Source organism: Pedobacter sp. AW31-3R (assembly GCF_052180285.1).
Lineage (GTDB): Bacteria > Bacteroidota > Bacteroidia > Sphingobacteriales > Sphingobacteriaceae > Pedobacter.
In genome coordinates, this window is record NZ_CP197475.1 from 1,170,987 (window position 1) to 1,196,767 (window position 25,781).

Annotated in this window: 22 protein-coding genes; 10 read left to right on the top strand and 12 right to left on the bottom strand. The window is 44.2% G+C overall.

What is annotated here, in order from left to right; translation table 11 throughout:
• The first annotated feature begins 129 nt into the window (after positions 1-129).
• Together ACSBL2_RS04885 and ACSBL2_RS04890 are read left to right on the top strand one after the other, a co-directional pair.
• The gene (locus ACSBL2_RS04885) at positions 130-2,613 is read left to right on the top strand and encodes a PIG-L family deacetylase (RefSeq protein ID WP_442590545.1); all 2,484 of its coding nucleotides are present in this window, start codon (positions 130-132) and stop codon (positions 2,611-2,613) included.
• A gap of 108 nt (positions 2,614-2,721) precedes the next feature.
• Positions 2,722-4,431: a sodium:solute symporter gene (locus ACSBL2_RS04890; RefSeq protein ID WP_442590546.1), complete on the top strand. Its 1,710-nt coding sequence runs from the start codon at positions 2,722-2,724 to the stop codon at positions 4,429-4,431.
• A gap of 36 nt (positions 4,432-4,467) precedes the next feature.
• Here the strand turns inward: ACSBL2_RS04890 and ACSBL2_RS04895 are convergent, their stop codons facing one another.
• Positions 4,468-5,316, bottom strand: coding sequence for a DUF2911 domain-containing protein (locus tag ACSBL2_RS04895; protein WP_442590547.1), 849 nt, complete (start codon positions 5,314-5,316; stop codon positions 4,468-4,470).
• 278 nt (positions 5,317-5,594) lie between these two features.
• Between ACSBL2_RS04895 and ACSBL2_RS04900 the strand changes: the two genes are divergently transcribed.
• Positions 5,595-6,236 carry a DUF4142 domain-containing protein gene (locus tag ACSBL2_RS04900; RefSeq protein WP_442590548.1) on the top strand — a complete coding sequence of 214 codons (642 nt, stop codon included), beginning with the start codon at positions 5,595-5,597 and terminating at the stop codon, positions 6,234-6,236.
• A 129-nt stretch (positions 6,237-6,365) separates the two neighbouring features.
• Here ACSBL2_RS04900 and ACSBL2_RS04905 read toward each other — a convergent pair whose 3' ends face one another.
• Complete coding sequence (locus ACSBL2_RS04905) at positions 6,366-8,168, bottom strand: hypothetical protein (protein WP_442590549.1); 1,803 nt, start codon at positions 8,166-8,168, stop codon at positions 6,366-6,368.
• A 228-nt stretch (positions 8,169-8,396) separates the two neighbouring features.
• Between ACSBL2_RS04905 and ACSBL2_RS04910 the strand changes: the two genes are divergently transcribed.
• From ACSBL2_RS04910 to hemN, 4 genes are all read left to right on the top strand, one after another.
• Positions 8,397-9,584, top strand: coding sequence for a PAS domain S-box protein (locus ACSBL2_RS04910; protein ID WP_442590550.1), 1,188 nt, complete (start codon positions 8,397-8,399; stop codon positions 9,582-9,584).
• Between the two features lie 2 nt (positions 9,585-9,586).
• Complete coding sequence (locus tag ACSBL2_RS04915) at positions 9,587-10,645, top strand: response regulator (RefSeq protein ID WP_442590551.1); 1,059 nt, start codon at positions 9,587-9,589, stop codon at positions 10,643-10,645.
• A gap of 84 nt (positions 10,646-10,729) precedes the next feature.
• Positions 10,730-11,188: a lactate dehydrogenase gene (locus tag ACSBL2_RS04920; RefSeq protein WP_442590552.1), complete on the top strand. Its 459-nt coding sequence runs from the start codon at positions 10,730-10,732 to the stop codon at positions 11,186-11,188.
• Positions 11,178-12,542, top strand: coding sequence for an oxygen-independent coproporphyrinogen III oxidase (gene hemN / locus ACSBL2_RS04925; RefSeq protein ID WP_442590553.1), 1,365 nt, complete (start codon positions 11,178-11,180; stop codon positions 12,540-12,542). Before ACSBL2_RS04920 ends, hemN begins: the two co-directional genes overlap by 11 nt.
• 30 nt (positions 12,543-12,572) lie before the next feature.
• Here hemN and ACSBL2_RS04930 read toward each other — a convergent pair whose 3' ends face one another.
• From ACSBL2_RS04930 to ACSBL2_RS04965, 8 genes are all read right to left on the bottom strand, one after another.
• A complete protein-coding gene (locus ACSBL2_RS04930; protein WP_442590554.1) occupies positions 12,573-13,253 on the bottom strand; it encodes a sulfite exporter TauE/SafE family protein in 681 nt (226 codons plus the stop codon).
• Positions 13,254-13,284: 31 nt separating this feature from the next.
• Positions 13,285-13,710: a FixH family protein gene (locus ACSBL2_RS04935; RefSeq protein ID WP_442590555.1), complete on the bottom strand. Its 426-nt coding sequence runs from the start codon at positions 13,708-13,710 to the stop codon at positions 13,285-13,287.
• Positions 13,711-13,717: 7 nt separating this feature from the next.
• On the bottom strand, positions 13,718-15,109 hold the full coding sequence (ccoG, locus tag ACSBL2_RS04940; protein ID WP_442590556.1) for a cytochrome c oxidase accessory protein CcoG: 1,392 nt from the start codon (positions 15,107-15,109) through the stop codon (positions 13,718-13,720).
• Entirely contained in the window at positions 15,109-15,945 is an 837-nt protein-coding gene (locus ACSBL2_RS04945) for a cbb3-type cytochrome c oxidase N-terminal domain-containing protein (RefSeq protein WP_442590557.1), read from the bottom strand. The genes ccoG and ACSBL2_RS04945 overlap by 1 nt, the downstream gene beginning before the upstream one ends.
• Complete coding sequence (locus tag ACSBL2_RS04950; protein WP_442590558.1) at positions 15,929-16,108, bottom strand: hypothetical protein; 180 nt, start codon at positions 16,106-16,108, stop codon at positions 15,929-15,931. The genes ACSBL2_RS04945 and ACSBL2_RS04950 overlap by 17 nt, the downstream gene beginning before the upstream one ends.
• Positions 16,109-16,126: 18 nt before the next feature.
• On the bottom strand, positions 16,127-18,238 hold the full coding sequence (ccoN, locus tag ACSBL2_RS04955; RefSeq protein WP_442590559.1) for a cytochrome-c oxidase, cbb3-type subunit I: 2,112 nt from the start codon (positions 18,236-18,238) through the stop codon (positions 16,127-16,129).
• A 74-nt stretch (positions 18,239-18,312) separates the two neighbouring features.
• Positions 18,313-18,495: a cbb3-type cytochrome oxidase assembly protein CcoS gene (ccoS, locus tag ACSBL2_RS04960; protein ID WP_442590560.1), complete on the bottom strand. Its 183-nt coding sequence runs from the start codon at positions 18,493-18,495 to the stop codon at positions 18,313-18,315.
• The gene (locus tag ACSBL2_RS04965) at positions 18,492-20,879 is read right to left on the bottom strand and encodes a heavy metal translocating P-type ATPase (protein ID WP_442590561.1); all 2,388 of its coding nucleotides are present in this window, start codon (positions 20,877-20,879) and stop codon (positions 18,492-18,494) included. Before ACSBL2_RS04965 ends, ccoS begins: the two co-directional genes overlap by 4 nt.
• Positions 20,880-21,093: 214 nt before the next feature.
• Here ACSBL2_RS04965 and ACSBL2_RS04970 point away from each other — a divergent pair, with 214 nt between their 5' ends.
• Positions 21,094-22,413 carry a sensor histidine kinase gene (locus ACSBL2_RS04970; RefSeq protein ID WP_442590562.1) on the top strand — a complete coding sequence of 440 codons (1,320 nt, stop codon included), beginning with the start codon at positions 21,094-21,096 and terminating at the stop codon, positions 22,411-22,413.
• A gap of 41 nt (positions 22,414-22,454) precedes the next feature.
• Positions 22,455-23,105 carry a 3,4-dihydroxy-2-butanone-4-phosphate synthase gene (ribB, locus tag ACSBL2_RS04975; protein ID WP_442590563.1) on the top strand — a complete coding sequence of 217 codons (651 nt, stop codon included), beginning with the start codon at positions 22,455-22,457 and terminating at the stop codon, positions 23,103-23,105.
• A 49-nt stretch (positions 23,106-23,154) separates the two neighbouring features.
• On the opposite strand, the gene ACSBL2_RS04980 is transcribed toward ribB, so the two are convergent.
• Entirely contained in the window at positions 23,155-24,027 is an 873-nt protein-coding gene (locus ACSBL2_RS04980; protein ID WP_442590564.1) for a LysR substrate-binding domain-containing protein, read from the bottom strand.
• A gap of 96 nt (positions 24,028-24,123) precedes the next feature.
• Here ACSBL2_RS04980 and ACSBL2_RS04985 point away from each other — a divergent pair, with 96 nt between their 5' ends.
• Complete coding sequence (locus ACSBL2_RS04985; protein ID WP_442590565.1) at positions 24,124-25,344, top strand: MFS transporter; 1,221 nt, start codon at positions 24,124-24,126, stop codon at positions 25,342-25,344.
• 39 nt (positions 25,345-25,383) lie between these two features.
• On the opposite strand, the gene ACSBL2_RS04990 is transcribed toward ACSBL2_RS04985, so the two are convergent.
• A complete protein-coding gene (locus tag ACSBL2_RS04990) occupies positions 25,384-25,779 on the bottom strand; it encodes a DUF1634 domain-containing protein (protein WP_442590566.1) in 396 nt (131 codons plus the stop codon).
• Positions 25,780-25,781: the final 2 nt, after the last annotated feature.

Sequence of the window (25,781 nt, forward strand, 5' to 3'; positions counted from 1 at the left end):
TGTTACCAATATTAATTGCTTTAAGAACCGGAGCTCCCGTTTTTTTAATTATTTTAGGCAATTCATACGGGCAGCCGGAACTTGTCATCATCAAGGGTTCCGGCTGACCAACAAAACAAGAATAAATAGATGAAATTTCGTTTGTCTTTGCTATGGATGTTGTCCATAACCCCATTGTTTATCAGTGCCCAGACGTCTACGCAGTTAAATGCGGCAGAAATTAAACAAGGTCTGGAAAGTTTGCATGTTACCGGTAGTGTATTGTACATGGCCGCCCATCCTGATGATGAAAATACCCGTCTGCTGGCTTACCTCGCCAAGGAAAGAAAGGTTCGTACAGGTTATCTCTCCTTAACACGCGGAGATGGGGGACAAAATTTAATCGGAACAGAGCAGGCGGAACTCCTTGGTCTGATCCGTACCCAGGAACTGCTTGCCGCCAGACGTATGGATGGTGCGGAACAGTTTTTTACAAGGGCGAATGACTTTGGTTTCTCCAAAAATTCTGAAGAAAGCTTTAAGATATGGAACAAGGAAAAAATCCTTTCCGATGCAGTCTGGGTGATACGCAAGTTCCGCCCGGATGTGATCATCACCCGTTTTCCTGAGGATGCAAGGGCCGGTCACGGCCATCATGCTGCCTCAGCGATCCTTGCCAGGGAGGCTTTCGCTGCCGCTGCAGACCCGAAACGTTTTCCTGAACAGCTGAAGTTTGTTAAACCATGGCAGGCGAAACGTATCCTGTGGAATACGTTTAATTTCGGTTCAATGAATACTACAGCAGATGATCAGCTGAAAATTGATGTAGGCGTGTATAATCCCCTGCTGGGAAAAAGTTATGGAGAAATAGCTGCTGAAAGCCGCTCGAATCACCGTAGCCAGGGCTTCGGCTCTGCCAGACAAAGGGGAGGCGCTATCGAATTCTTTAGTCCTGTAGCCGGAAGTCCGGCGAAAACTGATCTGTTTGAGGGGATCAATATCACGCTGAACAGCGAAAAAGGAATTTCTGCTATGGAGTCTATGGTCAAAGAAATTAATGAGACCTACAACCCGGCAATTCCATCGGCATCTATCCCCCGGCTGTTGAAGCTGAAAGCTGCAGTGAAAGATCTTCCGTTTAAACACCAGCTCCTGGATGAGCTTATCCTTGCCTGTGCAGGTTTGTGGCTGGAAACTTCTGCTCCACAGCCTTCCTATGCCTTAAATGATACTATTCCTGTGACCATCAGTGCCATTTCACGTGTGCCGGCAGGTTTTCCGATGAAGGTAAGTTTGAAAGTGATAAAAAACGGGACAAATGATGTACTTCCTGGTTTTGACGAAGTGCTGAACCCCAATCAGATGGTCTCGCTTACCCAAAGGGTGGCGACCAATTCCATAGGGATTACTCAGCCTTACTGGCTGGAAAAAAAACATCCTATAGGTAGTTATATTGTTGATGATCTCTCTTTTCTGGGGTTTCCGGAAGCTCCGGCACCTCACACAGGAGTATTCAGGATCTATTTTGATACCCAGTTTGTGGAGGTGCTGAGGCCTGTGGTGTATAAGATGACAGACCCTGTGAAGGGGGAATTGTATCAGCCACTGGTGATTGCGCCTCCTGTAACGGCGACTATGGCAGAAAAGGCTTTTGTCTTCAATAACAATACACCCAAAAAGATTACCGTATTGCTGCATAGCTTTAAGCAGCAGGCTTCAGGGACGCTGATCCCTAAGGTTCCTGAAGGCTGGAATGTTAGTCCCGCGAAAATAGATTTTGCTTCCATCAATAAAGGGGAAGAACAAAGTGTGGAATTTACAGTTACCCCCGCAGGAAAAGTAAGCGGCGGAGACCTCTCTTTCAGCGTATCAGTGAATGGAACCAGCTATAACCAGGGCTTAAAGGTGGTCAGTTATGACCATATCCCTGTGCAAACCCTCTTTCCTTTTGCGGAAGCAAAAGCAGAGCGTATAGATCTGAAATTTGCAGGCAGAAAAATCGGTTATATTGCCGGTGCGGGTGATTTAATTCCGGAGTCGCTGGTACAAATTGGTTACGAGGTGACCCGCCTTACCGAGAAAGAGGTGCTGCAAAGTGATCTTTCTTCCTATGATGCGATTATTGCAGGAGTAAGGTTATACAATATCAATGAACAGATCGGCTTAATGCAGCCAAAGCTGATGAAATATGTACAGAATGGTGGTGTCATGCTGGTGCAGTACAACGTGAATTCACCATTAAAGATGAATGACATTGGTCCGTACCCTTTCCAGCTTTCGCGTGACAGGGTAACGGAAGAGGATGCAAAAGTGGTGTTTTTGACACCTGGGCATGCGGCATTAAACTTCCCTAATAAAATTACGGCCAAAGACTTTGACGGATGGATACAGGAGCGGGGATTATATTTAGCCAGGAATATTGATCCGCATTATGCGAAGATTCTGCAAATGAAAGATACCGGGGAGGAAAGCAGTGACGGTTCATTACTGGTTGCGGATTATGGGAAGGGTAAATTTGTGTATACTTCACTGGCTTTTTTCAGGGAGCTTCCTGCAGGTGTTGCCGGTGCTTACCGCTTATTTGTTAACCTGATTTCAAAGGAGAACCCCAAAAATGAAACCGCAGGAAAATAAGGAAGGGCTACCGCCATTTGTGAAAAGCTGGAGCCAGTTTTACCGGTTGCTGGTGCTTTGGCTGGTTTTGCTGATTAGTTTATTTTACCTTTTTACCAGATATTTTGAATGAGTAGTGCAGACTGGGGAGTTTTAATTTTTACACTTGTCGTCATTGTCGGTTATGGCATTTACAAAAGCAGGGGTACGAAAAATATAGAAGGTTATTTGCTGGGCAACCAGTCTTTACCCTGGTATAGTGTCTGTTTATCCGTTATGGCTACTCAGGCAAGTGCCATTACTTTTTTATCTGCACCAGGACTGGCCTATTCATCGGGAATGAGCTTTGTACAGTTTTATTTCGGATTGCCCCTGGCCATGATTGTATTGTGCATCACCTTTGTGCCCATTTTCCACCGGTTGAAGGTCTATACGGCCTATGAATACCTGGAGCAGCGTTTTGACTTGAATACCCGGGCACTAACAGCCTTTTTATTTCTTGTACAAAGAGGACTGTCTACCGGCATTACGATTTATGCGCCCTCCATCATCCTTTCTACCATTCTGGATATCAATACCACCTATACCACCCTGTGTATTGGGAGTATTGTGGTCGCCTATACAGTTTATGGTGGCACCAAAGCAGTTTCCTATACGCAGATGCTGCAAATGAGCATCATATTCTGTGGGCTGTTTGCTGCAGGAATTATGGTGGTGCATCTGCTTCCGGGGGATGTAGGTTTCAGTAAGGCTATTGAGATCGCCGGAAAAATGGGCCGTACCAATGCCATTGATTTCAAGTTTGACTGGAACAACCAATATACGGTCTGGAGCGGATTGATAGGTGGTTTCTTTCTCCAGTTATCTTATTTTGGAACTGACCAGAGTCAGGTGGGCCGTTACTTAACGGGATCCTCTGTGAGTGAAAGCCGTTTAGGCCTGCTGATGAACGGATTGGTCAAAATTCCCATGCAGTTCCTGATCCTGTTGATTGGGGTGCTGGTATTTACCTTTTATCAGTATAACCGTCCGCCGGTATTTTTTAACAGTTATGAACTGAATAAACTGGAGAGGAGCAGTTATCAGCCTCAGTTGGAGCTTTTAAAAGCAGATTACGGAAAGGCATTTGACCGTAAGCAGATTCAGATCAATAAGTTAAATGTGGCACTTGATAAAAATGACCGGGCTGTTGTGGATGCGCAAAGGGTAGTACTCAGACAGGCTGATGATGAGGTCAAAGCAATCCGCGGAAAGGTAACCGATCTGATGTTAAAAAATGATAAGGGGGCGGATATTAATGACAACAATTATGTCTTTTTAAGCTTTGTGACACGTTATCTGCCCAGGGGACTGATTGGTTTGCTCATCGCCATTATTTTCCTGGCTTCTATGGGATCTACAGCAAGTGCATTGAATTCCCTGGCCTCTACCAGTGTGATTGATATCTATAAACGGTTGATCAATAAGGAGGCAAGTGATGAGAAATACCTGAAAGCCTCCCGCTGGTCTACGATCTTATGGGGAGTGGTCTGTATTGCCATGGCCCTGTACGCCAGTAAAATCGGAAACCTGATTGAAGCGGTAAATATCCTGGGTTCCTATATTTACGGCACTATCCTGGGTGTGTTCCTGGTGGCTTTTTATGTGAAACAGGTGAATGGTAAAGCGGTGTTCTATGCGGCGATACTTGCAGAAATTATGGTTTGTATCTGTGGCTTTAATCAGGTGGTCACCTACCTTTGGCTAAATGTGATTGGTTGTGTGCTGGTGGTTGTGCTGTCTATCCTATTGCAGCTGCTGATAAAAAACAAAACCGCTGCTGTTTCCGGCAACGGTTAAGGTAATTGGGTATATCGTTCTTTGCCTGGAGCAGAATTATTTTTTTGCCAGTCCCATCAGTTCAGTATGTAAACGCACATACTCCTCATTTTTCATTTCAGTGGCTGCTTTAAGACCTGCCTCAGCAGTAGCTGCGGCTCCTTTTTTGTCGCCCATTTTCAATTGAACACGGCCTTTCCATAGTTTAAACCATGGTGCTTTCGGGTCAGCTGCTTCCGCTGCTGTCATCCATTCCAATGCTTTGTTCAGGTCTTTACCTGTTTCAAAATAGTACATCGCAGCCTGGAAATACGGTTTTTTCTCCCCTTTCATCGCTTCATCGATGCTGGCCATTACTTTCGCATCAATATCTGTGGCAAGGTTAACCGTTACCACTGTTTTATCCCATGACAATTGTAATTGTGCTTTTGTAGGATAAACATTGGCAAACTCAATGGTAAAGGTTTCCGTTTTTTCCTTCGCAACAGCAGGTTTAACCTTTACTCTTAAGAAGTCTTCTGCCTCCTTGTATTCATAGGCACCCCATTGTTTAGTGGTTTTATTCAGGATGATTGTCCATTCCGTTTTGCCCGGAATAGTGAAGAGTGCATATTCACCTGCAGGTACTGCTTTACCTTCAATAGTGATGTCTTCTGTGAAAGTAAGGGTTGTGGCATTGTTTGCACCAGTTCTCCAAACTGATCCATAAGGCTCAAGTGCGCCGAATATTTCACGTCCCTTGGTATTCGGCCGCGAATAATTAACCGTGATTTTCCCAAGCCCAAATTCCTGTACCAGGGTCTGTGCAGTACTGGGCTGTGGCATTTTCAGGCCCTGTGCATGGAGTTCAGTGTTCATAACGATGCTTAAGGCAACGATGAATGTGGATTTTAATAGCGTATTCATTTTGATTGTTGTTAGTTTCTGTTTTGTTGTGGTTAAAAATGGTCTTGTTCTTTTTGCTGGTTTCAGAGACAGTCCCTACTTTACGGCTACGAAAATACAGTTCTATTTCTGAATTCTGTAGTATTCAGGGCATGTCTGAGTCATATTATACGTGACAAACTTTTTAAAGGATCAACTGTTAAACAGGAACAACAGTTAAATCAGGTGTCGCTGAAACGAAGATGACCTCAACAGGAGTTTCATCAGCGTTTTATCCGCCTAAAAACAACTCAATACTTATGAAAACATTAAATTTATTTGGCTTGATGATCACTGCGGCCTGCACGTTCCAGGCTTGTCAGAGCCCCGATTCCAGAACCGCAGGTGGTGACTCTACTTCAACGGACACTGCACAAACCCCGCAGGATACTACAGGGATGGTTGCTGATACCGGTCTTAAGGCATCGGACAAGGAGGAAATGAAAACAGGTAAACCAACTTATCAATCGAAAGTGGACAGTGATGAAGCTACTTTCTTAAAGGAAGCCGCAATAGGGGGAATGATGGAAGTGGAACTGGGCAAGCTGGCACAGCAATCTGCCCGTCCGGAAGTTAAAGCATTTGCTGCACAAATGGTAACAGATCATACCAAAGCAAATAATGAGCTGAAAGCCCTGGCTTCAGAAAAGAAAATCCTGCTTCCTGCAGCCTATCCGGCTGATGTAAAAGCACATATTGACATGATGAAAAAGATGGACGGCACAGCTTTTGACAAACACTATATCGACATGATGGTTAACGATCATGACAAGACTGTCACACTTTTTAAAGGGGGGCAGCAGTCACAGACAAAAGAAGTAAAAGACTTTGCGGAGAAAACCCTGCCTGTAATTATGGAACACTACAAAAAAGCAAAAGCTATCCAGTCAACACTTCAATAAGACGGAATCTCAGTAGGCAGGACTTAAAAAAGCAAGCGCTTAAGAAATAAGAATAGAGGGAGAATACCTTTAAAACAAAAACAGGCCTAACGTTGAAGTTCAGGCCTGTTTTCTGTTGTTTTGGGTTATCTACGCCAATGAAAGGCTAAGATCTTTGGTTATTAATCTGAGTTTTTCCTCAGCAACCAGCAATTGATGACGTAATTCCTGAGTGGCAATATCCGTTTGCAACTTTAATTCAGGAATTAACTCCTTGTAATAATTAATTCCGTTCAATAACTGTTCAGAGAATTTTTCGAAGTATTTCGCTTTTTTTGCATTCAGCTCATTGATATGGGCACTGAAGTCTTTTTTCAGGTAATCGATATAGATTTCAAGCTCATTGACAAATAAGTTTGGGCGGCTCATTTTAAAAGGGATAATCTCTCTGCCATAAATATGGCTGATCATTTCTTTAAGGGAATACTGTCTTGAAAAATAGGCCAGGTTCGGTCCGGGACAAATACTTACTGCTGTACTTTCTTTCTCTTTGAGAATACCATGTTTGAGATAGGTTGAAGTACAGAGTCCTTCACACAGACAGATCTTTTCTGTAATGGCATCAAATTTCTGGACGAAGTCTTCCGGGCTCAGCTCCATCTTTTCCAGTTCTTTTATTTTGTGGTTTTGATACTCCCGAGAGGCCGTACAGATGGGTAATTCCGTAAATTCTGTATTTGTAACGAGGAATTTCATCAGGCATGGGCTCCCTGGTCTGCCTTTGGCAATGCGGGCAAGACGCTGTTCTTCCATGGTATTGTTCTTGAAATTATTGAACAGTACCCCCAATGGTGAGGAATTGCTCACATAATAATCTTCTTTGGTCGCCACACAGAGGGCTTCCAGCGTTTTTTCATCCACATTTGTGGCTTCAGGAACCAGTAGAAATGGGCTTCCCCAGCCTGCGGAATCCAGTGAATAATAATTCAGCAGGAAGGTATGTTCTTCAGGTGTTCCTATACCTCCCTGGGCAGTGATCTTTAAGGAAGGCACCAGGTCAGAAGTAATGCTCCTGGCACTTAAAGCTGAAAAATAAATTCCGGAAAGCTCTGCCAGTAATTCTGCTCTTTTAGTTTTAAATTCTTCCAGGATCGGCCCCAGCAGGAAACCGTCGGTAGCAAAGGCATGTCCTCCGCAGTTCAGTCCTGATTCTACGCGGAATTCAGAAACCCATAGGCCTTTTTTGGCCAGCATTTTAGCCTGGATCAGTGCAGACCTGAAATCACTTACTTTCAGGGTAATGCTTTTTTTGATAATGCCGTTTTCATCAGGATAAAAATCCATACAGTTATCCATGTACGTGTATAGCCTTGGATTCAAACCTGCAGAAATAACAACGGAAGACCGGAGCGTGCTGTTGGCAAAACCACGCATGGAAGCCAGCGCATCAGTGAAATCATTCCCTATATTTTCATTGTCCTTGTTATAATTTGCTTTATCGACTTTGGACATGATATTCACATCAATATCCCCGGCCTTCATCTCTTTTCTCAGTTCTTCCTGAAGCTTTTCTTTTTCAGTTCCTTCAGGTAGGGCTATCATTTTCAGGTACCTGCTTTTCAGAATTGAATTTTCAGGTAAGAATTCGAAATAATTGTGGATATCATTACCCTCACTGAAACTTTCCTGTTGGAGATTGCTGAACTGCTTGTCCACCAATACTTTTAACATATCCAGATAGGCCGTAATTCTTTTGGCCCTGCTGTCAGTTTCATTTTTAGTAATGGGTTCATAGGGCAGACCATTTGCTTCCGAATGAAACTTTCTCATCCGTTCAGTCAGTTCATCATTAACTATGGAGGCCACGGAGGAAATACCATATCGGGCAACTTTTAGCGGGGTATCAACCGAATAACCCAATCCTAAAACGGGTATGTGGAAAGTATGGTTCATCGTATTTAGTTTATGTGTGCAATTGCAAAGAAGCAGAGAAAATTCAACCTAAAACATGATGAAGATCACGGTTTTGTGTGACGCATATTAGCTTGACCACTGACTGCTGTCACATCAGTGTTGGAAATAGCTGCTCATATTTGTAGTGTCAAAAACTTAAATCATGGCGATATTTTATAGATTGTAGTTATCTTGCTTCATGATTTTTATATTTGTAAAAATTAACTTATGGAAAATGCGAGGTTATTAGAGGCGATTATTGAAACAGCCATTGACGGGATTATTACAATAGATGATCATGGTGTAATTGAGAGCATTAACCCCGCAGGATTGAAATTATTCGGCTATGAGATCCACGAGGTGGTTGGAAAAAATATTTCCATCCTGATGCCTGAACCTGACAGGAGTCATCATGACAGTTATTTAAGTAAGTACAATGAAACAGGATATAAACACATTATAGGCAAGGGCAGGGAAGTCAACGGACTTAAAAAAGATGGCTCTACTTTTCCTTTCCGTCTGGCGGTGAGTGAGGTTCAATTCAGTGTACGCAAAATATTTACAGGTTTTATCCACGATTTATCCAAGGAGAAGGAAGCGGAAGAACGCTTACGTGAATATGCCATTGAACTGGAGAACCTGGTCGATGAACGTACACGCTCTTTAAAGAAAACCGTATCTGCCCTCCGGGAGGCAAAGGAAGAAGTGAGTATCTCCCTGGAAAAGGAAAAAGAACTGAACCAGATGAAGAGCCGGTTTGTGTCCATGGCCTCCCATGAGTTCCGTACCCCACTGAGTTCCGTACAGCTTTCCTCTTCACTGATTGAAAAATATGCGCAGCCATTTGACAATAAGCATATTGCCAAACATGTTCACAAGATAAAAAATGCGGTGGGTAACCTCACCACTATTCTGAACGATTTTCTTTCCCTGGAAAGACTGGAAGCCGGCAGGGTGGAGCCCTCTTTTCAGGAGTTTGACCTGGTCAAACTGGCAGAAGAGATTACCGAAGAAATGCAGATGATCGCCAAACAGGACCAGAATATTATTTATCTGCATACCGGCCTGGAAAGTGTAGTCTCGCTCGACCAGAATCTGTTGAAGAACTGCATGATCAACCTGATCAACAATGCCATTAAATATTCCGGTGAAAATACTTTTATAGAATTTAATACAGAAGTGAATGACAAACAATGTATCGTGACGATTAAGGATAACGGTATAGGGATACCGGAGACTGATCAGAAACACCTGTTCCAGCCATTCTTCAGGGCCCACAATACGGGCAGCATTCCGGGGACGGGATTAGGCCTGAATATTGTACTTCGTTATGCCAGCCTGATGAAAGGCGAGTTACAGTTTGAGAGTAAAATTAATAAGGGTACCACATTCATTCTTTCTTTTAACAAACAATAAACATGAAACAACAGACCATACTCATTATTGAAGATAACGATGATATCAGGGAAAGCACAGCGGAAATACTGGAACTTGCCAATTATGAAGTATTTCAGGCCGACAACGGGAAAACAGGGGTAGAAATTGCCAACACACAGTTACCCGACCTGATCTTATGTGATATTATGATGCCGGAACTGGATGGTTATGGTGTGCTTTACCTGCTGAATAAAAATCCGCAGACTGCAGCCACGCCATTTATTTTCCTCACTGCGAAAGCAGAGAGAATGGATATGCGGAAAGGCATGGAAATGGGTGCAGATGATTATCTGGTGAAACCATTTGATGATGTGGAACTGCTGAATGCCATAGAGAGCAGGCTGAATAAAAAGGAAAAGCAGGAAATCTTTTACAGCAAATCAATTGATAAGCTGAACAGCCTGGTTGCCGGAACCCAGGGCGTTAAAGAACTGGACAGGATGATGGCTGCACGTAAAGAACGGACCATTAAAAAGAAACAGATTATTTATTACGAATCCGATCCGGTTTCAGGAATTTACCTGGTGCTGAGAGGTAAAGTGAAGACGGTTAAACTGAGTGAAGACGGACGCGAACTGCTGACCGGCATATACGGGCCTGATGAATACTTCGGCATCCCGGCATTGCTGCTGAATGAACCTTATTCTGAAACGGCAGAAGCACTGGAAGATACCGTGATCAGCCAGCTCCCTAAAGAAATGCTGGAGGAGTTGCTCAACTTGTATCCTGATGTGGCCAGGCAGTTTATCCACATCCTTTCCAACAATATCCTCGATAAGGAAGAGCAGTTGCTGCAATTGGCTTACCACTCTGTCCGTAAAAGAATGGCCGATACACTGGTTCGCCTCTGCAAACAGGAGAAGCAGGATGCACAGATTACGCTCCGTATTTCCAGGGATAACCTGGCTTCTATGGCTGGTATGGCCACGGAAACTGTAAGCCGTATCCTGAGTGATTTCAAGGACGAAGATATCATCGAAAGGAAGGGAAGTCAGATCGTTATCCTCAATCTGTCGAAACTTCAATTGATGAAAAACTGATTAAGATCACTTTTCTGGCTGACTAATCTCATTCTGCGGCAAGCCATTTCGTGGTAATTTTGGTATATAACAAATACCATTGGAATGAGAGTCGTAGCTTATAGCATAAAGTCTTTTGAAAAAGAGCCACTGGCGATAGCCAATCATAAAAAGCATGATATTACACTGATATCAAACTCACTTAGCACAATAACAGCGAGTTACGCTGAAGGCAAAGAAGCTGTTATTGTGTTTAATGAAGATGAATTGTCAGAAGATGTCATTACAAGGCTGGCAGCTTTTGGAGTAAAATATATTGCTACCAGATCGACTTCTGTAGTCCATATTGACCACGATGCTGCGGCGAAACACAATATCAAAATTGCCAATGTTTCCGCGAATTCTTTAATAGGTGTCGCTGAAAAAGGCCTGCCACTGGCCCTGGCAAAGGAAACCATTTTAAATCTGGACAAATTTCAGAACGGCAGCTGTTTGGGTGATACATGTGTTTGTTCAAAAGCATGTGATCGTGAAAAACCTAAAACAGAAGAAGATGGACACTAAGGCCCTCATAGAAAAATATCATGTTGCTGCACCCAGGTATACCAGTTATCCAACTGTACCCTACTGGGATAATGAAAGGTTCGATAAGGAGAAATGGGCCTATGCGGTCAGCAGTTCTTTCCGCCACAGTAACCACCTGAATGGCCTTAGCTTATACATCCACCTGCCCTTCTGTGAAAGCCTTTGTACCTATTGCGGCTGTAATACCCGGATCACTAAAAATCATAAGGTAGAAGAGCCCTATATCCTTTCTGTATTGAAAGAATGGAAGCTGTACAGAAAACTTTTCAATGAGAAACCTGTAGTCAGGGAACTGCACCTTGGAGGGGGGACACCTACATTTTTTAGTCCCGAAAACCTGAACCTGCTGATCAGCGGAATCCTGAAAGAAGCAGATATCCATGCGGAAGCCGAGTTTAGTTTTGAAGCACATCCCGGAAATACGACAGCAGCACACCTGGAAACTTTATATGCGCTGGGCTTTAAACGCATCAGTTTAGGTATACAGGATTTTGATCCTAAGGTACAGCTGGTGATCAACAGAATCCAGACGGTGGAAGAAGTGGATAGGGTAACCCGTCAGGCACGTAACATAGGCTATAATTCAGTAAATTATGACCTTATATATGGCCTGCCACTGCAAGATATGCAGGGACTGACCGCAACGATACAGGAAGTACTGAAACTGGGGCCAGACCGGATTGCTTTTTACAGTTATGCACATGTACCATGGGTGAGACCAGGACAAAGAAGATATACGGAGCATGACCTCCCGGATCCTGAGCTTAAACAGCAACTGTATGAAACAGGACGTGAAATGCTGAAAGCCGGTGGTTATACAGAGATCGGTATGGATCATTTCACGCTGAAAACAGATAGCCTGTATACCGCAGAACAAAACGGGCAGTTACACCGCAATTTCATGGGCTATACCCATTTGTACAGCAAGCTGATGATTGGCCTGGGCGTTTCTTCTATCAGCGACAGCTGGACTGCCTTTGCGCAGAATGTGAAGAAAGTTGAGGAGTATATGGCACTGGTGGAAGAGGGACAGATTCCTGTTTTTAAAGGACATATCCTGGACCAGGAAGATTTGGTGATCAGAAGACATATCCTGAACCTGATGTGCAAGGGATATACCTCATGGGAATTGCCGCAACAGCAAAATCCGGCATTACTGAAAGGACTGGAACGCATGCAGCTGATTGCAGATGATGGCCTGGTGGTGATCAGCGGAAGCAGGCTTGACGTGACCCCATTGGGCAAAAGATTCCTGAGGAATATCTGTATGGCACTGGACTCAAGATTATGGCAGAATAAGCCGCAATCGCAATTATTTAGTATGGCAGGTTAATCCTGCCATTTTTTTATCTCCTGAATTTCTTTATAAACATTCGGTTATTGTGGCTGCTTTTGCAGGACTGAGGTAAGGAATGTTGAGCTCCATTCCCCTTAAGATGAACCAGCAGCCCAGGAAAAGCATCAGGTAAGGAACAACGGCATTGATCTTTTTTCTGAAGGTAAGTCCTGTAAATCCTGCGCTTAAACCGGCAATAAACATCAGCGGTGTAGTGCCCAGCCCAAACCAGAACATGTAACTGATCGCGGTATCCACACTTCCGGTATTGAGTGCACCGGCCATGGCCAGGTAGACAAAACCACAGGGAAGAAGTCCGTTGACCATGCCTATGATCAGGTGATTGGCCTTATGTTTAAGGGCATAGCCAAATAGCCTGTGAAAAGGTTTTAACAGGAAGGAACCAGAACCTGCAATGGATATTTTGAAGAGTCTGGAAGTAGCGGCAATGATGATCAATATTCCGCTGAGCACACTTACTCCCTGTTGAATCCCACCCAGCCATAGCTGTCTGCCAAGCAAACCTATAAATATGCCCAGCAGGCAGTAAGAAATGATTCTTCCCGACTGGTACAGGAGTTTATCCCGTACAAGGTAAGCCCAGCCCGGCTGTAAGGAGGGAACTGCAAAAGCAAGAGGACCGCACATACCAACACAATGTATGCTGCCGAGCAGTCCGATCATAAATGCAAGGTTTTGATAACTCATGTTGCCTGATATTTAAATTCCAGGGATTGCTTTAATTGATACTGATTTCCTGTTCATACAGGTAGGCTTTTTCATTGCTCTGCCAATTGATGATGACTCTCCAGGATCCTTTTTTGAGGCTGGCTGAAGGGATGACTACGCGACTTGCGCTATCCGTTTCAAAAGGTACCATCCTGTCGAGCGATTTGTCCGATGTGCGCATTAATTTGATCGTTCCTTTCGCACTTTCCTTAAAATTCAGGACAAGGGTTTCCTGACCGGTTGCAATGACCGGCTCGGCATGGTCTGTCCTGACCTGTTCCTTACGGTTGTAATCCTGATCATAGTTGATCCCTTTTTCATAGTAGTCTGTTTCCACCAGTGCATCGTCTTTACTGTTAAACATAAAAACGCCCAGCACGATAATGAATGTCATAAATGTAGCAAGACCTAAAGCCGCTTTTGTTCCCCAGTTCATAGCTTAATTAATTAACAGGTGCAATAAATGTAGTTTTAAAGTGATCTACTTCCTTATGGTCAGAGATCAGTTTAAAACCCAGTTCTGATTTGTATTTTTGGATGGACTGTTGAGGCAGGATCACGAAAAAAGTGATTTTCACACTTCCGCCAACTTTCAAACTGTCTTCCTTTTGAATATATTGAATTTTGGCTTCTTTATTGTCCGGAACAATTTCAAATACAATTGGCCGGTTGCTTTTATTCACCAATTCTGTATTGTATAAATTGCTTACGGTAGCATCTTTGTCGCGCAACTGATAAAGTGTACCTCCGGCCCTTAAAATGGTCGTCTGTACGTCTGTACGGCTGATGAGCAGGTAAGACAGGGTGCCAATTAACAAAGCCAAAACCACACTGTAACCATAGATCCGCTTGTTCCATCTGAAGGGACGCTGGGAAGCAATCTCATCTTCAGATTTGAAGCCAATCAGACGGGTAGGGCGGCTGATTTTTTCCATCACCATATCACAGGCATCAATACAGGCAGTGCAGTTGACACATTCCATTTGTGTACCATTGCGGATATCGATACCGGTAGGACACACCTGAACACATAACTTACAGTCAATACAATCCCCGATAAGGTTCTCTTCCTTCACCCGTTTACCGCGGGGTTCCCCACGCTGGTAGTCGTACGCCACAATAATACTCTGGTTGTCGAGCAATACGCCCTGGAGTCTTCCATAGGGACAGGCAACGGTACAGACCAGTTCCCTCATCCTGGCAAATACCAGGTAAAAGACAATGGTAAAAAGACAAATAGAGATAAAACCCGTAATGTGCAGGGCCACCGGCTCGGTAATGATTTTGATCAATACCTGACTGCCAATAATGTAAGAGAGAAAGATATTGGCAATAAAAAAGGAAATGCCAAAAAATAAGGTGTGTTTGAGGGTTTTCTTCCATACTTTTTCGAAGGACCATGACCCTTTATCCAGTTTTTGCTGTTTCAGGTGGTCCCCTTCAATCCAGTTTTCAATCTTCCGGAAGACCATTTCCAGGAATATCGTCTGGGGACAGGCCCATCCGCAAAAGACCCTGCCAAACACTACGGTAAACAACACGATAAAAACGATGAAGGTTAGCAGGGCCAGTACAAAGAGATAAAAATCCTGTGGCCAGAAGATAATCCCGAAAAGGACAAATTTTCTTTCCAGTATGTTAATCATGACCAGCTGTTCGCCGTTGAGCTTTATAAATGGCGCTGCAAACAGCAGCGCCAGGAAAAAATAACTGACAGCAGAACGGTACTGGTATAATTTGCCCTTTACGATTTTAGGGTATAACCATTTTCTCTTCTTCCCGTCATCACTAACGGTACTGATCTGGTCTCTGAAATGTAAAGGGCTTTGTGACATTATTCTTTTTCTCCCTGAGGTGCTTTCGCTCCTGCAGGATTCGTTCCTTTTAACGATAAAATATAATTGGCCAGGTCTGAAATCTGTTGTGCACTCAGGGATTTTTCCCAGGCAATCATTCCTTTTTCAGGTACGCCGTACTTAATTGTTTTGAATACATCCTGTATTTTTCCGCCATGTAACCAGAACTCATCGGTCAGGTTAGGACCGACAAGACCTTCCGCATGCTCCCCATGGCAGGGGGTACAGCGGTTGGTAAACAGGGCCGCACCACTTTGCACTACTGCAGCATCTTTACTTTCCACTACATTGTTTTCATTGACCGCGCTTGCCGCATTCACAGGATTGGCAAGGAAGGCAGCTTTGTCTTCCGCTGCCTGTGCGATCTCTGCAACGTATTCTTCATCCTGTAATTTGCCGTATCCAAAAACATGGTAATTCAGCAGGTAACCGATAGCGAAAATGATAGTTGCATAAAAGAGGATCATGAACCATGCGGGGGTAGGGTTGTTCAATTCCGCAATGTTGTCAAATTTATGCTCCATCACCAGGCTGTCCTCTTCTTCAAGCGGTTTGAGCTGCATCAGCTTCAGCCAGATCGATGGTTTCTTCTTTTTTGCTGCCTTGATCGCTTCCTGCTCCAGGCGTAATTTTTCTCTTTCTTCCGGTGTCGCGAAAGGCTTGGGGTTTGCGGCTTCTTTTACGTAAAACTTCACCACCTTCAGCATCAGTATGGAGACACAGAGGATCATGATCGAGGTGATCAGCATTAAGCCGATCACGATATCTACAGAAGTATTTCCTGTAGACCATCCGCTGCTAACTACCTCTTTCATCGGTTTCTTCGTTTAAGGGTAGTGCACTCATATATTCAACCTCGTCTTTTTTCATTGTCAAAAGGTATATTCCCACCAGGATAAAAAATACCAGGAATATGCCAAGTGAGGTGATCAGGTAACCCTGGTTACCGTCAACTCTATCTAAAAATTGCTTAAACATGTCTCTTTAGGTTAAATGTTATTTTGCTTTAATATCTGTACCCAGGCGTTGTAAATAGGCAACAATTGCAATAATTTCCTTGTCGCTTTTCACCTTGATGTTGTTTTGCTGCAGGTCGGCCGCAATGAGTTTTGCCTGCTCATCCAGTTTTGCATTGGCCTTGTGTTCATAACCGGTTTCATAAGGCACACCCAGGGAACGCATGGCATTGATTTTTGCACGCGTAGTGGTGGTATCCAGTGTCTGTTCCGCCAGCCATTCATACGGAGGCATGATACTGCCAGGTGACATCGTTTGCGGATCGACTAGGTGGTTATAATGCCAGGCATTACCATATTTTCCGCCTTCACGATGTAAATCTGGTCCGGTGCGTTTTGAACCCCACAGGAAAGGATGATCATACACAAATTCACCTGCTTTGCTGTATTCCCCGTAACGTTCCGTTTCTGAACGGAAAGGACGGATCATCTGTGAATGGCAGTTGACACAACCCTCCCTGATATAGATATCCCTGCCCTGTAATTCCAGCGGACTGTAAGGTTTCACACTGGTGATTGTCGGTACATTCGACTTGATGGTAAATGTTGGCATCATTTCTATCATGCCACCAATCAGGATCACGATGAGTGACAATACCAAAAATAACATCGGTTTGCGTTCCAGGATCCTGTGTAATTTTTTGTCAGATCCTTTGGCCACATACACTGCAGGCAGTGGCTGTGCTTCAGCGGCTTCATTGGCAACCAGTTTACCGGCCATCATCGTTTTGGCCAGGTTATAGGTCATCACAATCACCCCAACCAAATAGAGTGCGCCACCCAAGGCCCTTAACATATACATAGGAACAATCTGCAGGACGGTTTCCAGGAAGTTAGGGTATCTCAGTACACCTTCCGGGGTAAACTCTTTCCACATCAGTCCCTGGGTAAAACCAGAGAAGTAAAGTGGAACGGCATAAAATATAATTCCCAGTGTTCCAATCCAGAAATGGAAGGAGGCCAGTTTTTTAGAGTAGAGTTCTGTGCTGTAGATTCTTGGGATCAGCCAGTATAAAATACCGAAGGTTAAGAATCCATTCCAGCCCAAGGCACCGACGTGGACGTGTGCAACGATCCAGTCGGTATAGTGCGCAATGGCATTGATCTGTTTGAATGCCAGCATCGGGCCTTCGAAAGTAGCCATACCATAGGCAGTGATACCCACCACCATGAATTTTAATTTCGGATCTTCACGTACTTTGTCCCATGCCCCGCGTAAAGTCAGAAGTCCGTTGATCATACCGCCCCAGCTTGGTGCAATCAGCATCACGGAGAAAGCAACACCCAGCGATTGGGCCCAGCCAGGTAAGGAGGTATAGAGTAAATGGTGGGGACCCGCCCAGATATAGATGAAAATCAGCGACCAGAAGTGCAGGATACTCAATTTATAGGAGTACACCGGGCGGTCGGCCATTTTCGGCAGATAATAATACATCATTCCCAGATAAGGGGTAGTCAGGAAAAATGCCACGGCATTGTGCCCATACCACCATTGTACCAGGGCATCCTGCACACCTGCATAGATATAATAACTTTTAAATGCAGAAATCGGCAGCTGAATGGAATTGACAATGTGCAATACGGCTACGGTAACGAAGGTCGCAATGTAAAACCAGATGGCGACATACATGTGCTTTTCACGTCTTTTGATAATCGTTCCGAACATGTTGATCCCGAAGACTACCCAGATCAGCGTAATGGCAATATCGATAGGCCATTCCATTTCCGCATACTCATGTGAGGTGGTAAGACCAAGAGGCAGGGTAATCGCGGTCGCAACAATGATCAGCTGCCATCCCCAGAAGTGTATATTACTTAAAGCATCACTGAACATCCTTGCCTTCAGCAAGCGTTGTAATGAATAATAAACACCCATGAAAATTGCGTTACCCACAAATGCAAAGATGACTGCATTGGTGTGTAATGGCCGTATACGACCAAACGTAGTGTATTGCGAGCCCAAATTTAATGCAGGCGTGAACAGCTGCATGGCGATGAGGAGCCCGACCGTCATCCCGACTATTCCCCATACGATGGTGGCAATAGCGAAATTTCTGACGGTTTTGTTGTCGTAGTGAAATTTTTCAGTCATGAGAAAAATGATGTTTGGTTTGTACCGGTAAAATTAGACGGTCTGAAAAATATGACGAATGACATATATTCCTTCTATTTTTGATCCTCGTCACTTTTTTTATTGTCGGGTGCTATGATCTCATCGTCAAAGAGGATCCGGACACCTGGCGTATACAGGTCGTCATTTTGTCCCGATTTGCTTGCCCAGAAAAAAGCCAGCAGGAAAATCAGCGCCAGCAAAATGCTGAAGCCGATCAAAAGATAGATCATGTTCATAGTAATTTATTTAAATGGGCGTAATATCTGGCCGTAATACTGGTGAACAGAATAATGGTAATGGTACTCAAAGGCATCAGGATGGCCGCCATTAAAGGAGAAAGCAGGCCCTGAACAGCGAAGAACAATCCGACAGCATTATACAGAAGGGAGATCACGAAACTCATGTGAATGATCCTCACCGCATCTTTGGCCAGTTTAATAAACAGTGGAATCTTCTCAAATGCTGCCCCATCAAGTATGGCGTCACAACCCGGAGAGAAATTATTGATGTTATCGGTCACGGCAATCCCGAGGTCACTCTGTTTCAGTGCGCCGGCATCATTGAGTCCGTCTCCGAACATCATGACTTTCGCACCGCTTTCCTGAAGGATAGTGATATAGTTTAATTTGTCCTGCGGATTCTGTTTGAAATGCAGCTGCTGTGACCTTGGAAAGAAAGGGGTTAGCTGAGCGCGTTCCAGGTCATTGTCGCCCGATAATAAATGCAGGTCTGTGCTTTTGTTCAGCTGAAGGGCCAATTGTTTGAATCCCGGCCTCCAGCTTTGTCTGGAAATAAAATGCCCCAGGTGTTCATTGTCGATTACTACATGTACCACAGTACCGCGGTCTGCCACAGGCAGCTGCAGAAAAGCTGCACTTCCGAGTTTGATGGAATGTCCGTTAACCCATCCGCTGGTTCCCCGGCCTACCATTTCCCTGTACTGGTCGACCGGAAAACGGGATGGCAGGTCCAGGTATTTTACCAGTTCCCTGCTCAGGGGGTGACCGGAATTTCGTGCCAGGTCACCTACCATTTGTTTTTGTTCTTCACTAAGTGTTCCCTGAAATACAAATCCACCCGCATCAGGATTGGTAATGGTTCCTGTTTTATCAAATACAATGGTATCTATTTTAGCCATTTCCTCAATCACAGCTGTATTTTTGAGATAGAATTTATTTTTATCAAAAATGCTGAGCACCGCAGCCAGGGTAAAAGGGGAACTCAGTGCCAATGCACAGGGACAGGCAATAATCAGCACGGCAGTAAATGATGCCACCGCGCGGTTGATATCGGTATTTAACCAGAACAGACCGGCACATAAGGCCACTCCGAGAAGTACAATACTGAAATATTTGCTCGCGGAATCGCTGAAAGTTTTAATGGAATCTTTTCGCCTGAAGGTTTCATTGTTCCATAGCTGGGTTAAATAACTTTGGGAAACCGGTTTGATCACTTCCAGTTCAATGGCTCCGGTGAGCTGCCTGCCTCCTGCATAGATGACCTCCCCAAGGACTTTTTCTACCGGGGCTGATTCCCCGGTCACAAAACTAAAGTCCAGTTTGGCTTCTCCTTTAAGTAATATGGCATCTGCCGGAATGATTTCCTGGCTGCGGATCAGGATCCTGTCGCCGATCTTCAGTTCATTCAGGGGTAAAGGTTTTTCCAGGTCATCCTTGATCAGGGTAACTGCCACAGGAAAATAGGAACGGTAATCCCGCTCAAAGGAAAGATAATGGTAGGTGCGTTGCTGCATCCATTTACCGATCAGCAGAAAGAAAACCAGCGAACACAGGGTATCCACAAAACCTGCGCCCGTTCCGGTGATAATTTCGGCAAAAGAGCGGATAAACATTACCGCAATACCGAGGGCCAATGGAAAATCAAGGTTGAGGACGCCGCGTTTAAGGTTGTTCCAGGCAGATACGAAATAATCTTTTGCACTGTACAATAAAACAGGAACGGAAAATGCAAGGTTAATCCAGCCGAAGAAGGATTTAAATTCCTGCTCCAGGTTACTCAGTCCGAAATAATCCGGAAAACTCAGTAACATCACATTCCCAAAGCAGAACCCTGCTACGGCAATCTTTGTAATCAGGTTCCGCTCCGAATGGTCGGCCTGATTTTTCTTTACCACATCCTGCAGGCTGATCAGTGGCTCATAACCAATGGATTCCAGTAATTCAACTACCTGCCGGAGCGATATTTCCTGGTTTTTAAAAGATACCGAAACCTGCTTTTTAAGGAAGTCTATGCGGGACTGGAAGATGGACGGACTGAATTTATGCAGGTTTTCCAGCAACCAGATGCAGGAACTGCAATGGATAGCCGGAATAAATAAGGTGATCGACGTGATTTTATCGTCTGTATAGTCCACGAGTTCAGCTGCGATTCCAGGCTCATCCAGGTAATCGAAGTGCTGTTTTGCTTTTTTTTGGCTCTGGCCGGGAACGTCGTTATAGGCATAATAATTAGAAAGGTTATGACTGGACAGGATCTGGTAAACTCCTTTGCAACCCAGGCAACAAAATTGTTTATCGTCTGAAGTATAGGGTTTAACTGGCAGGGCATCGCCACAGTGATAACAAGTGGTCTCAATGGAAGAACGCGTTTTTTCAATCATAGGGGGAGGATTTAATACCTCAAAGATGTGATGATGATGCTGTTTTTAAAATGATAAGCCAACCGCAAAAAATGTGATTTGTATCATATTTATTTAATTGACAGTACGTGATGGGATTTATCCAGCTAATCTGTATTTTAGCATTTATTAATAGAAGTTGTTTATAAATAGATAATAATCAAGGGAATACATCGCCTGCATCCGATACAGAAAAATGGGAAAACTGAAACTGAAGTCTGACTGGAAAAAACTCAGCCGAACGACTGATACACATACGCTTGAGGCCCGGATCTTTCATGTTGCCTGCTTGTTTACGATCCTGTTGTTCTCCTGTAGTATCGTTTTCAACTATGCCCTTAAACTCTATGCAGTTTCCCTGATCCTGATTCCGGGTGTAGTAGCCACCTTCGGGGTGTATTATCTCTCTAAAGTTAAATACCGGCATCACCTGGGGGTAAGCCTTTTCTGCCTGCTCGGCAATATCATTTTTATCGGCTATTATTTCAATAATTCCGGGATTAACGGTCCGGGTTTCATCATTTACCTCTTGTTCTTCTTCCTGGTCATGAGCATTACCCCTAAATACAAGCGGCTGATATGGGTAGCGGTTAACAGTCTGGTGGCTTTTTCACTTTTGGCCATACAATATGTCAGACCAGAGTTGATGCCCATGAAATTTCAGAGTGCAGGCGGCAGGTACCTGGATTTTGCCTATGTCTATTTCTTTACCTTAATTATTATCTTTTTTATCATCACCCATATCATCGATAGTTATAACACTGAGCGCCTGCTGGCGGTAAAAAGGGCAGAAGAGCTGGAGCTTTCCAACCAGTCAAAAACAAAGTTGTTTTCTATACTTGCGCATGACCTTAAATCCCCCCTGAATTCCATTCAGGGATTTCTGGAGGTCCTGCAGAATTTTGATCTCGCTGAGGAGGAGCGTAGGGCAATAAAATCTACTTTGCTGCGGGAAACCAAAAACACCGGGGAGATGCTGATCAACCTGCTTTCCTGGAGTAAAACGCAGATGGAAGGGACAACGGTCAGAATGATGAGCCTGAATCTCCGTAATAACCTGGAATCAACGGTACGGATGAAAACAGGGATTGCCAGCGAAAAATCTATTGCCCTTCACAATAAGCTGCAGAAAGATGTTGAACTGATTGCAGATGGGGATATGCTGCAACTGGTCATCCGTAACATCTTAAGCAATGCCATCAAATTCACGCCCTCCGGCGGAGAAATCACAATCTCCTCAGAAATACATGGGAAAGAATGCTGGATCATTATTCAGGATACAGGGGTAGGGATCTCCAGTGCTACAGGCAGGGATATTTTCTCTATGCAGTCGGGCAGTACCTATGGGACCAATAATGAGAAGGGGGTAGGACTGGGGCTGGTTTTATGCAAGGAATTTATCGACGTACAGAATGGGCGCATCTGGATGGAAAGCACAGTAGGCGTAGGTACCACCTTCTTTGTCAGCCTTGACCTGACAGGTCATGGGGAGTTATTCACCATGAATTTGAATTGATGGGTTAAATGACCACCTTTGCGGCGTTAAAATATATTTTTATGGAAAATCTGAATGAGTTGACGCAATTTGGAAAGGATTTTAAAGAGCGGGTGGAAAATGCGTTGATCTGCCTGAAAAATGGCAGGGGAGTCATGGTCGTGGATGATGAAAACAGGGAAAACGAAGGAGATTTAATCTTTCCTGCGGAAAGCATGACTGTCGCTGATATGGCTTTAATGGTCAGAACCTGTACAGGAATTGTATGCCTGTGTTTAAAACCTGAAAAGGCAGATGAGCTGGAACTGTTTCCGATGGTACAGGAGAACAGCAGTAAATATCAGACACCATTCACGGTCACGATTGAAGCCAGGGAAGGCGTAACGACAGGGGTATCTGCTGCTGACCGTATTCAAACCATCAGAACAGCTGTTGCTGATGAGGCGAAACCTGAACATCTGGCCAGACCGGGGCATGTATTTCCCTTAAGGGCAAACCCTGCAGGCGTGCTGGGAAGAAGAGGCCATACCGAAGGAAGTATTGACCTGATGGTACTTGCAGGATTAAAACCTGTTGCCGTTTTATGTGAACTGACGAATGATGATGGTTCCATGGCTAAATTACCCGAAATCTCTGCTTTTGCCAGAGAACACCAAACAACCGTAGTATCGATAGAAGATATCGTTCAGTACCGGTTGAGTACAAACAGCTAGACCGGCTGATCAGCTAAATCCGGTTAGCTTATAGAAGAACTGATCAGTTTTAAACAATCTTCATCAGTTCTTCTATAAATAATACGGCCGATTTCTTCCGGTATGCTCCTTTCTGCCATAAAATAAAAGCCTGCTTAAAAAGCTCTTTCCCAGAGATGGGCACAGCCGTCAGGTTCTCCCAGGTACTGATTGCTTTTTCATTAATGATGGTGGCCCAATGTCCCGAGTCTACCATGGACAAAAGGGAATGTACATCATTCATCTCGATTTTGATCAGCGGGGAAATATTATTCTTTCTGAAAATTTCATTGAGCAGATCCCTTGAACTGAACCCGTTACTTGGTAAGATCAGTTCCAGCTTACCCAATTCTTTCAGGGAGATTTTTTGGAGTTTTGCCAACGGATTCTTTTTTGCAACCACCATCATGATTCTGGAAGAAAAAAGAGGCTGCATTTCCAGTCCTGCATTGTCCTCCTGCTCATGGAAGGCCACCATGAAATCAATGTCGGCCATTCTCAGTTTATTTTCCAGCTCTCCTGAAGTTCCATATTCTACATGGATCATGATCCCCGGAAATTTTTCCAGAAAGGGTGCCAGCGCGGGCAGCAGTAAGGAACTGAAAGCATAAGTCACCCCAATTTTCAATTCCCCCGTCACCAAATTGTTCAACTCAAAAACTGCCTGTTTTGCCTTTTTGATGTCCAGGATCACTTGCCTTGCATGGAATAGAAATACCGACCCTGCCTCGGTGAGCCTGACCTGCTTGCCTACCCTGTCGAACAATAACATGCCCAGTTCATCCTCCAGCTGCTTGATTTGCTGGGAGAGGGTCGACTGCGTCACAAAAGATGCGGCGGCGGCATCCGTGAAGTGGAGCATTTCTGCTGCCTTGATAAAATAGTTGAGCTGACGTACTTCCATATTGATCGTTAAAACTAATCAAAATCATTAAATCTATCAATTTTATAAATATATTCTTTATGCCGAAATTTGTTGGCATCATATTTAATCAATACCATGACTCTATTCAGATCTTTAAAATCACGTAATTTCAAACTGTTTTTCTATGGACAATCTATTTCCCTTATCGGGACATGGATGCAGAAGACCGCCGTAAGCTGGTTGGTTTATCAGCTTACAGGATCAGCTTTGTTATTGGGGGTGGTAGGATTTGTGAGTTTAATTCCTTCGCTGGTATTGTCGCCCTATGCGGGCAGCCTGGTGGACAGGCATAACCGTTACCGTATCCTGGTGATTACCCAGGTGGTATCGATGATCCAAGCCGGTGCATTGGCCGGGATTATCTTTTTCGGTTTTAACAATATCCTTTTTATTATCGGACTTAGTCTGATGCAGGGGGTGATCAATGCTTTTGACATTACCTGCAGGCAATCACTTATGGTGGAACTTGTTGACGATAAAGCAGACTTGCCCAATGCCATTGCTCTAAACTCTACGATGACGAACTTTGCGCGTATTGCGGGGCCTGCGGTGGCGGGGATTATCCTCAGTACGCTGGGAACCGACTTCTGTTTTATCGGTAACTTCCTCAGTTATATTCCGGTATTGATCTGTTTGTTTATGATGCGCCTGGATGTTCAGGTGATCGCAAAACCTGTGAACAGCATCTGGAAAGAGCTGCATGAAGGATTCAAATATGTGTCGGGTGACAAAGACCTGAGCAGTGTCCTGATGATGATCGGGATCAGCAGTCTCTTTGTGATGCCTTTTAATACCCTGATGCCCATTTTTGCCAAAGATCTTTTCCATGGAGATGCGAAAACATTCAGCTGGTTTGAAAGTGCTGCGGGATTAGGTTCTATCGTCAGTGCGGTATACCTGGCGAATCTGAAACACAGCAATACCCTGATGAAACTGATTGTCATTGCTGGCGGAATATTTGGGTTCAGTCTATTGCTGCTTTCCTATGCGCCGCAACTGCCTGTCGCCTTATTGTTTATGGCAGCAACAGGAGTGGGGATGATGGCACAGACTTCAGCGATCAATACCTATATCCAAACCCATTCCATTCCTGAAATGCGCGGACGTGCCATCAGTTATTATGTCATGGCCTATCAGGGACTGATACCTGTGGGGAGTTTAATGATCGGATGGCTGGCGAATGCGATAGGACCACGTCCTGCCGTGTTTATTGAAGGAATTATAGGTTTAACTGCCACAGCACTCTTCGTTTATTACCGAAGCAGAAATGAGGCAGTTAAACCAGCTCAGAGCTAAATAATTCAGCTGCTGAACTAAAATACTTCATTGTTTGAACTAAATACTTAATCCCCCGAACATGCTGAAGAGGATAATGAACAGTACAATAGCAGTAATGAGCACATAAAGTTTATCTTTTTCAAGTACAAAAGAAATCAGGGAAAATATAATGCGGATAATGGGGGTAGCGATGAGGATCACTACCCCTAATTGTATCACTTCTGTGGAGCTCCCACTGGCAAGTCCCTTTATAATTCCTGTCAGACTGGTGTATCCTGCGGGTTCACCACTGAAATGTACATAGTCTGGCATTCCTGATCCCTTCTGGAAGAGGTACAGTATTCCTCCAATGATGGCAACAATGCCGGATAAAAGCACACCATATCTTAAGACCTGACCAATGAGCTGTTGCATATCATAGTCGGTTATTTTTTTATTTTCTGTAGTTTTCATGT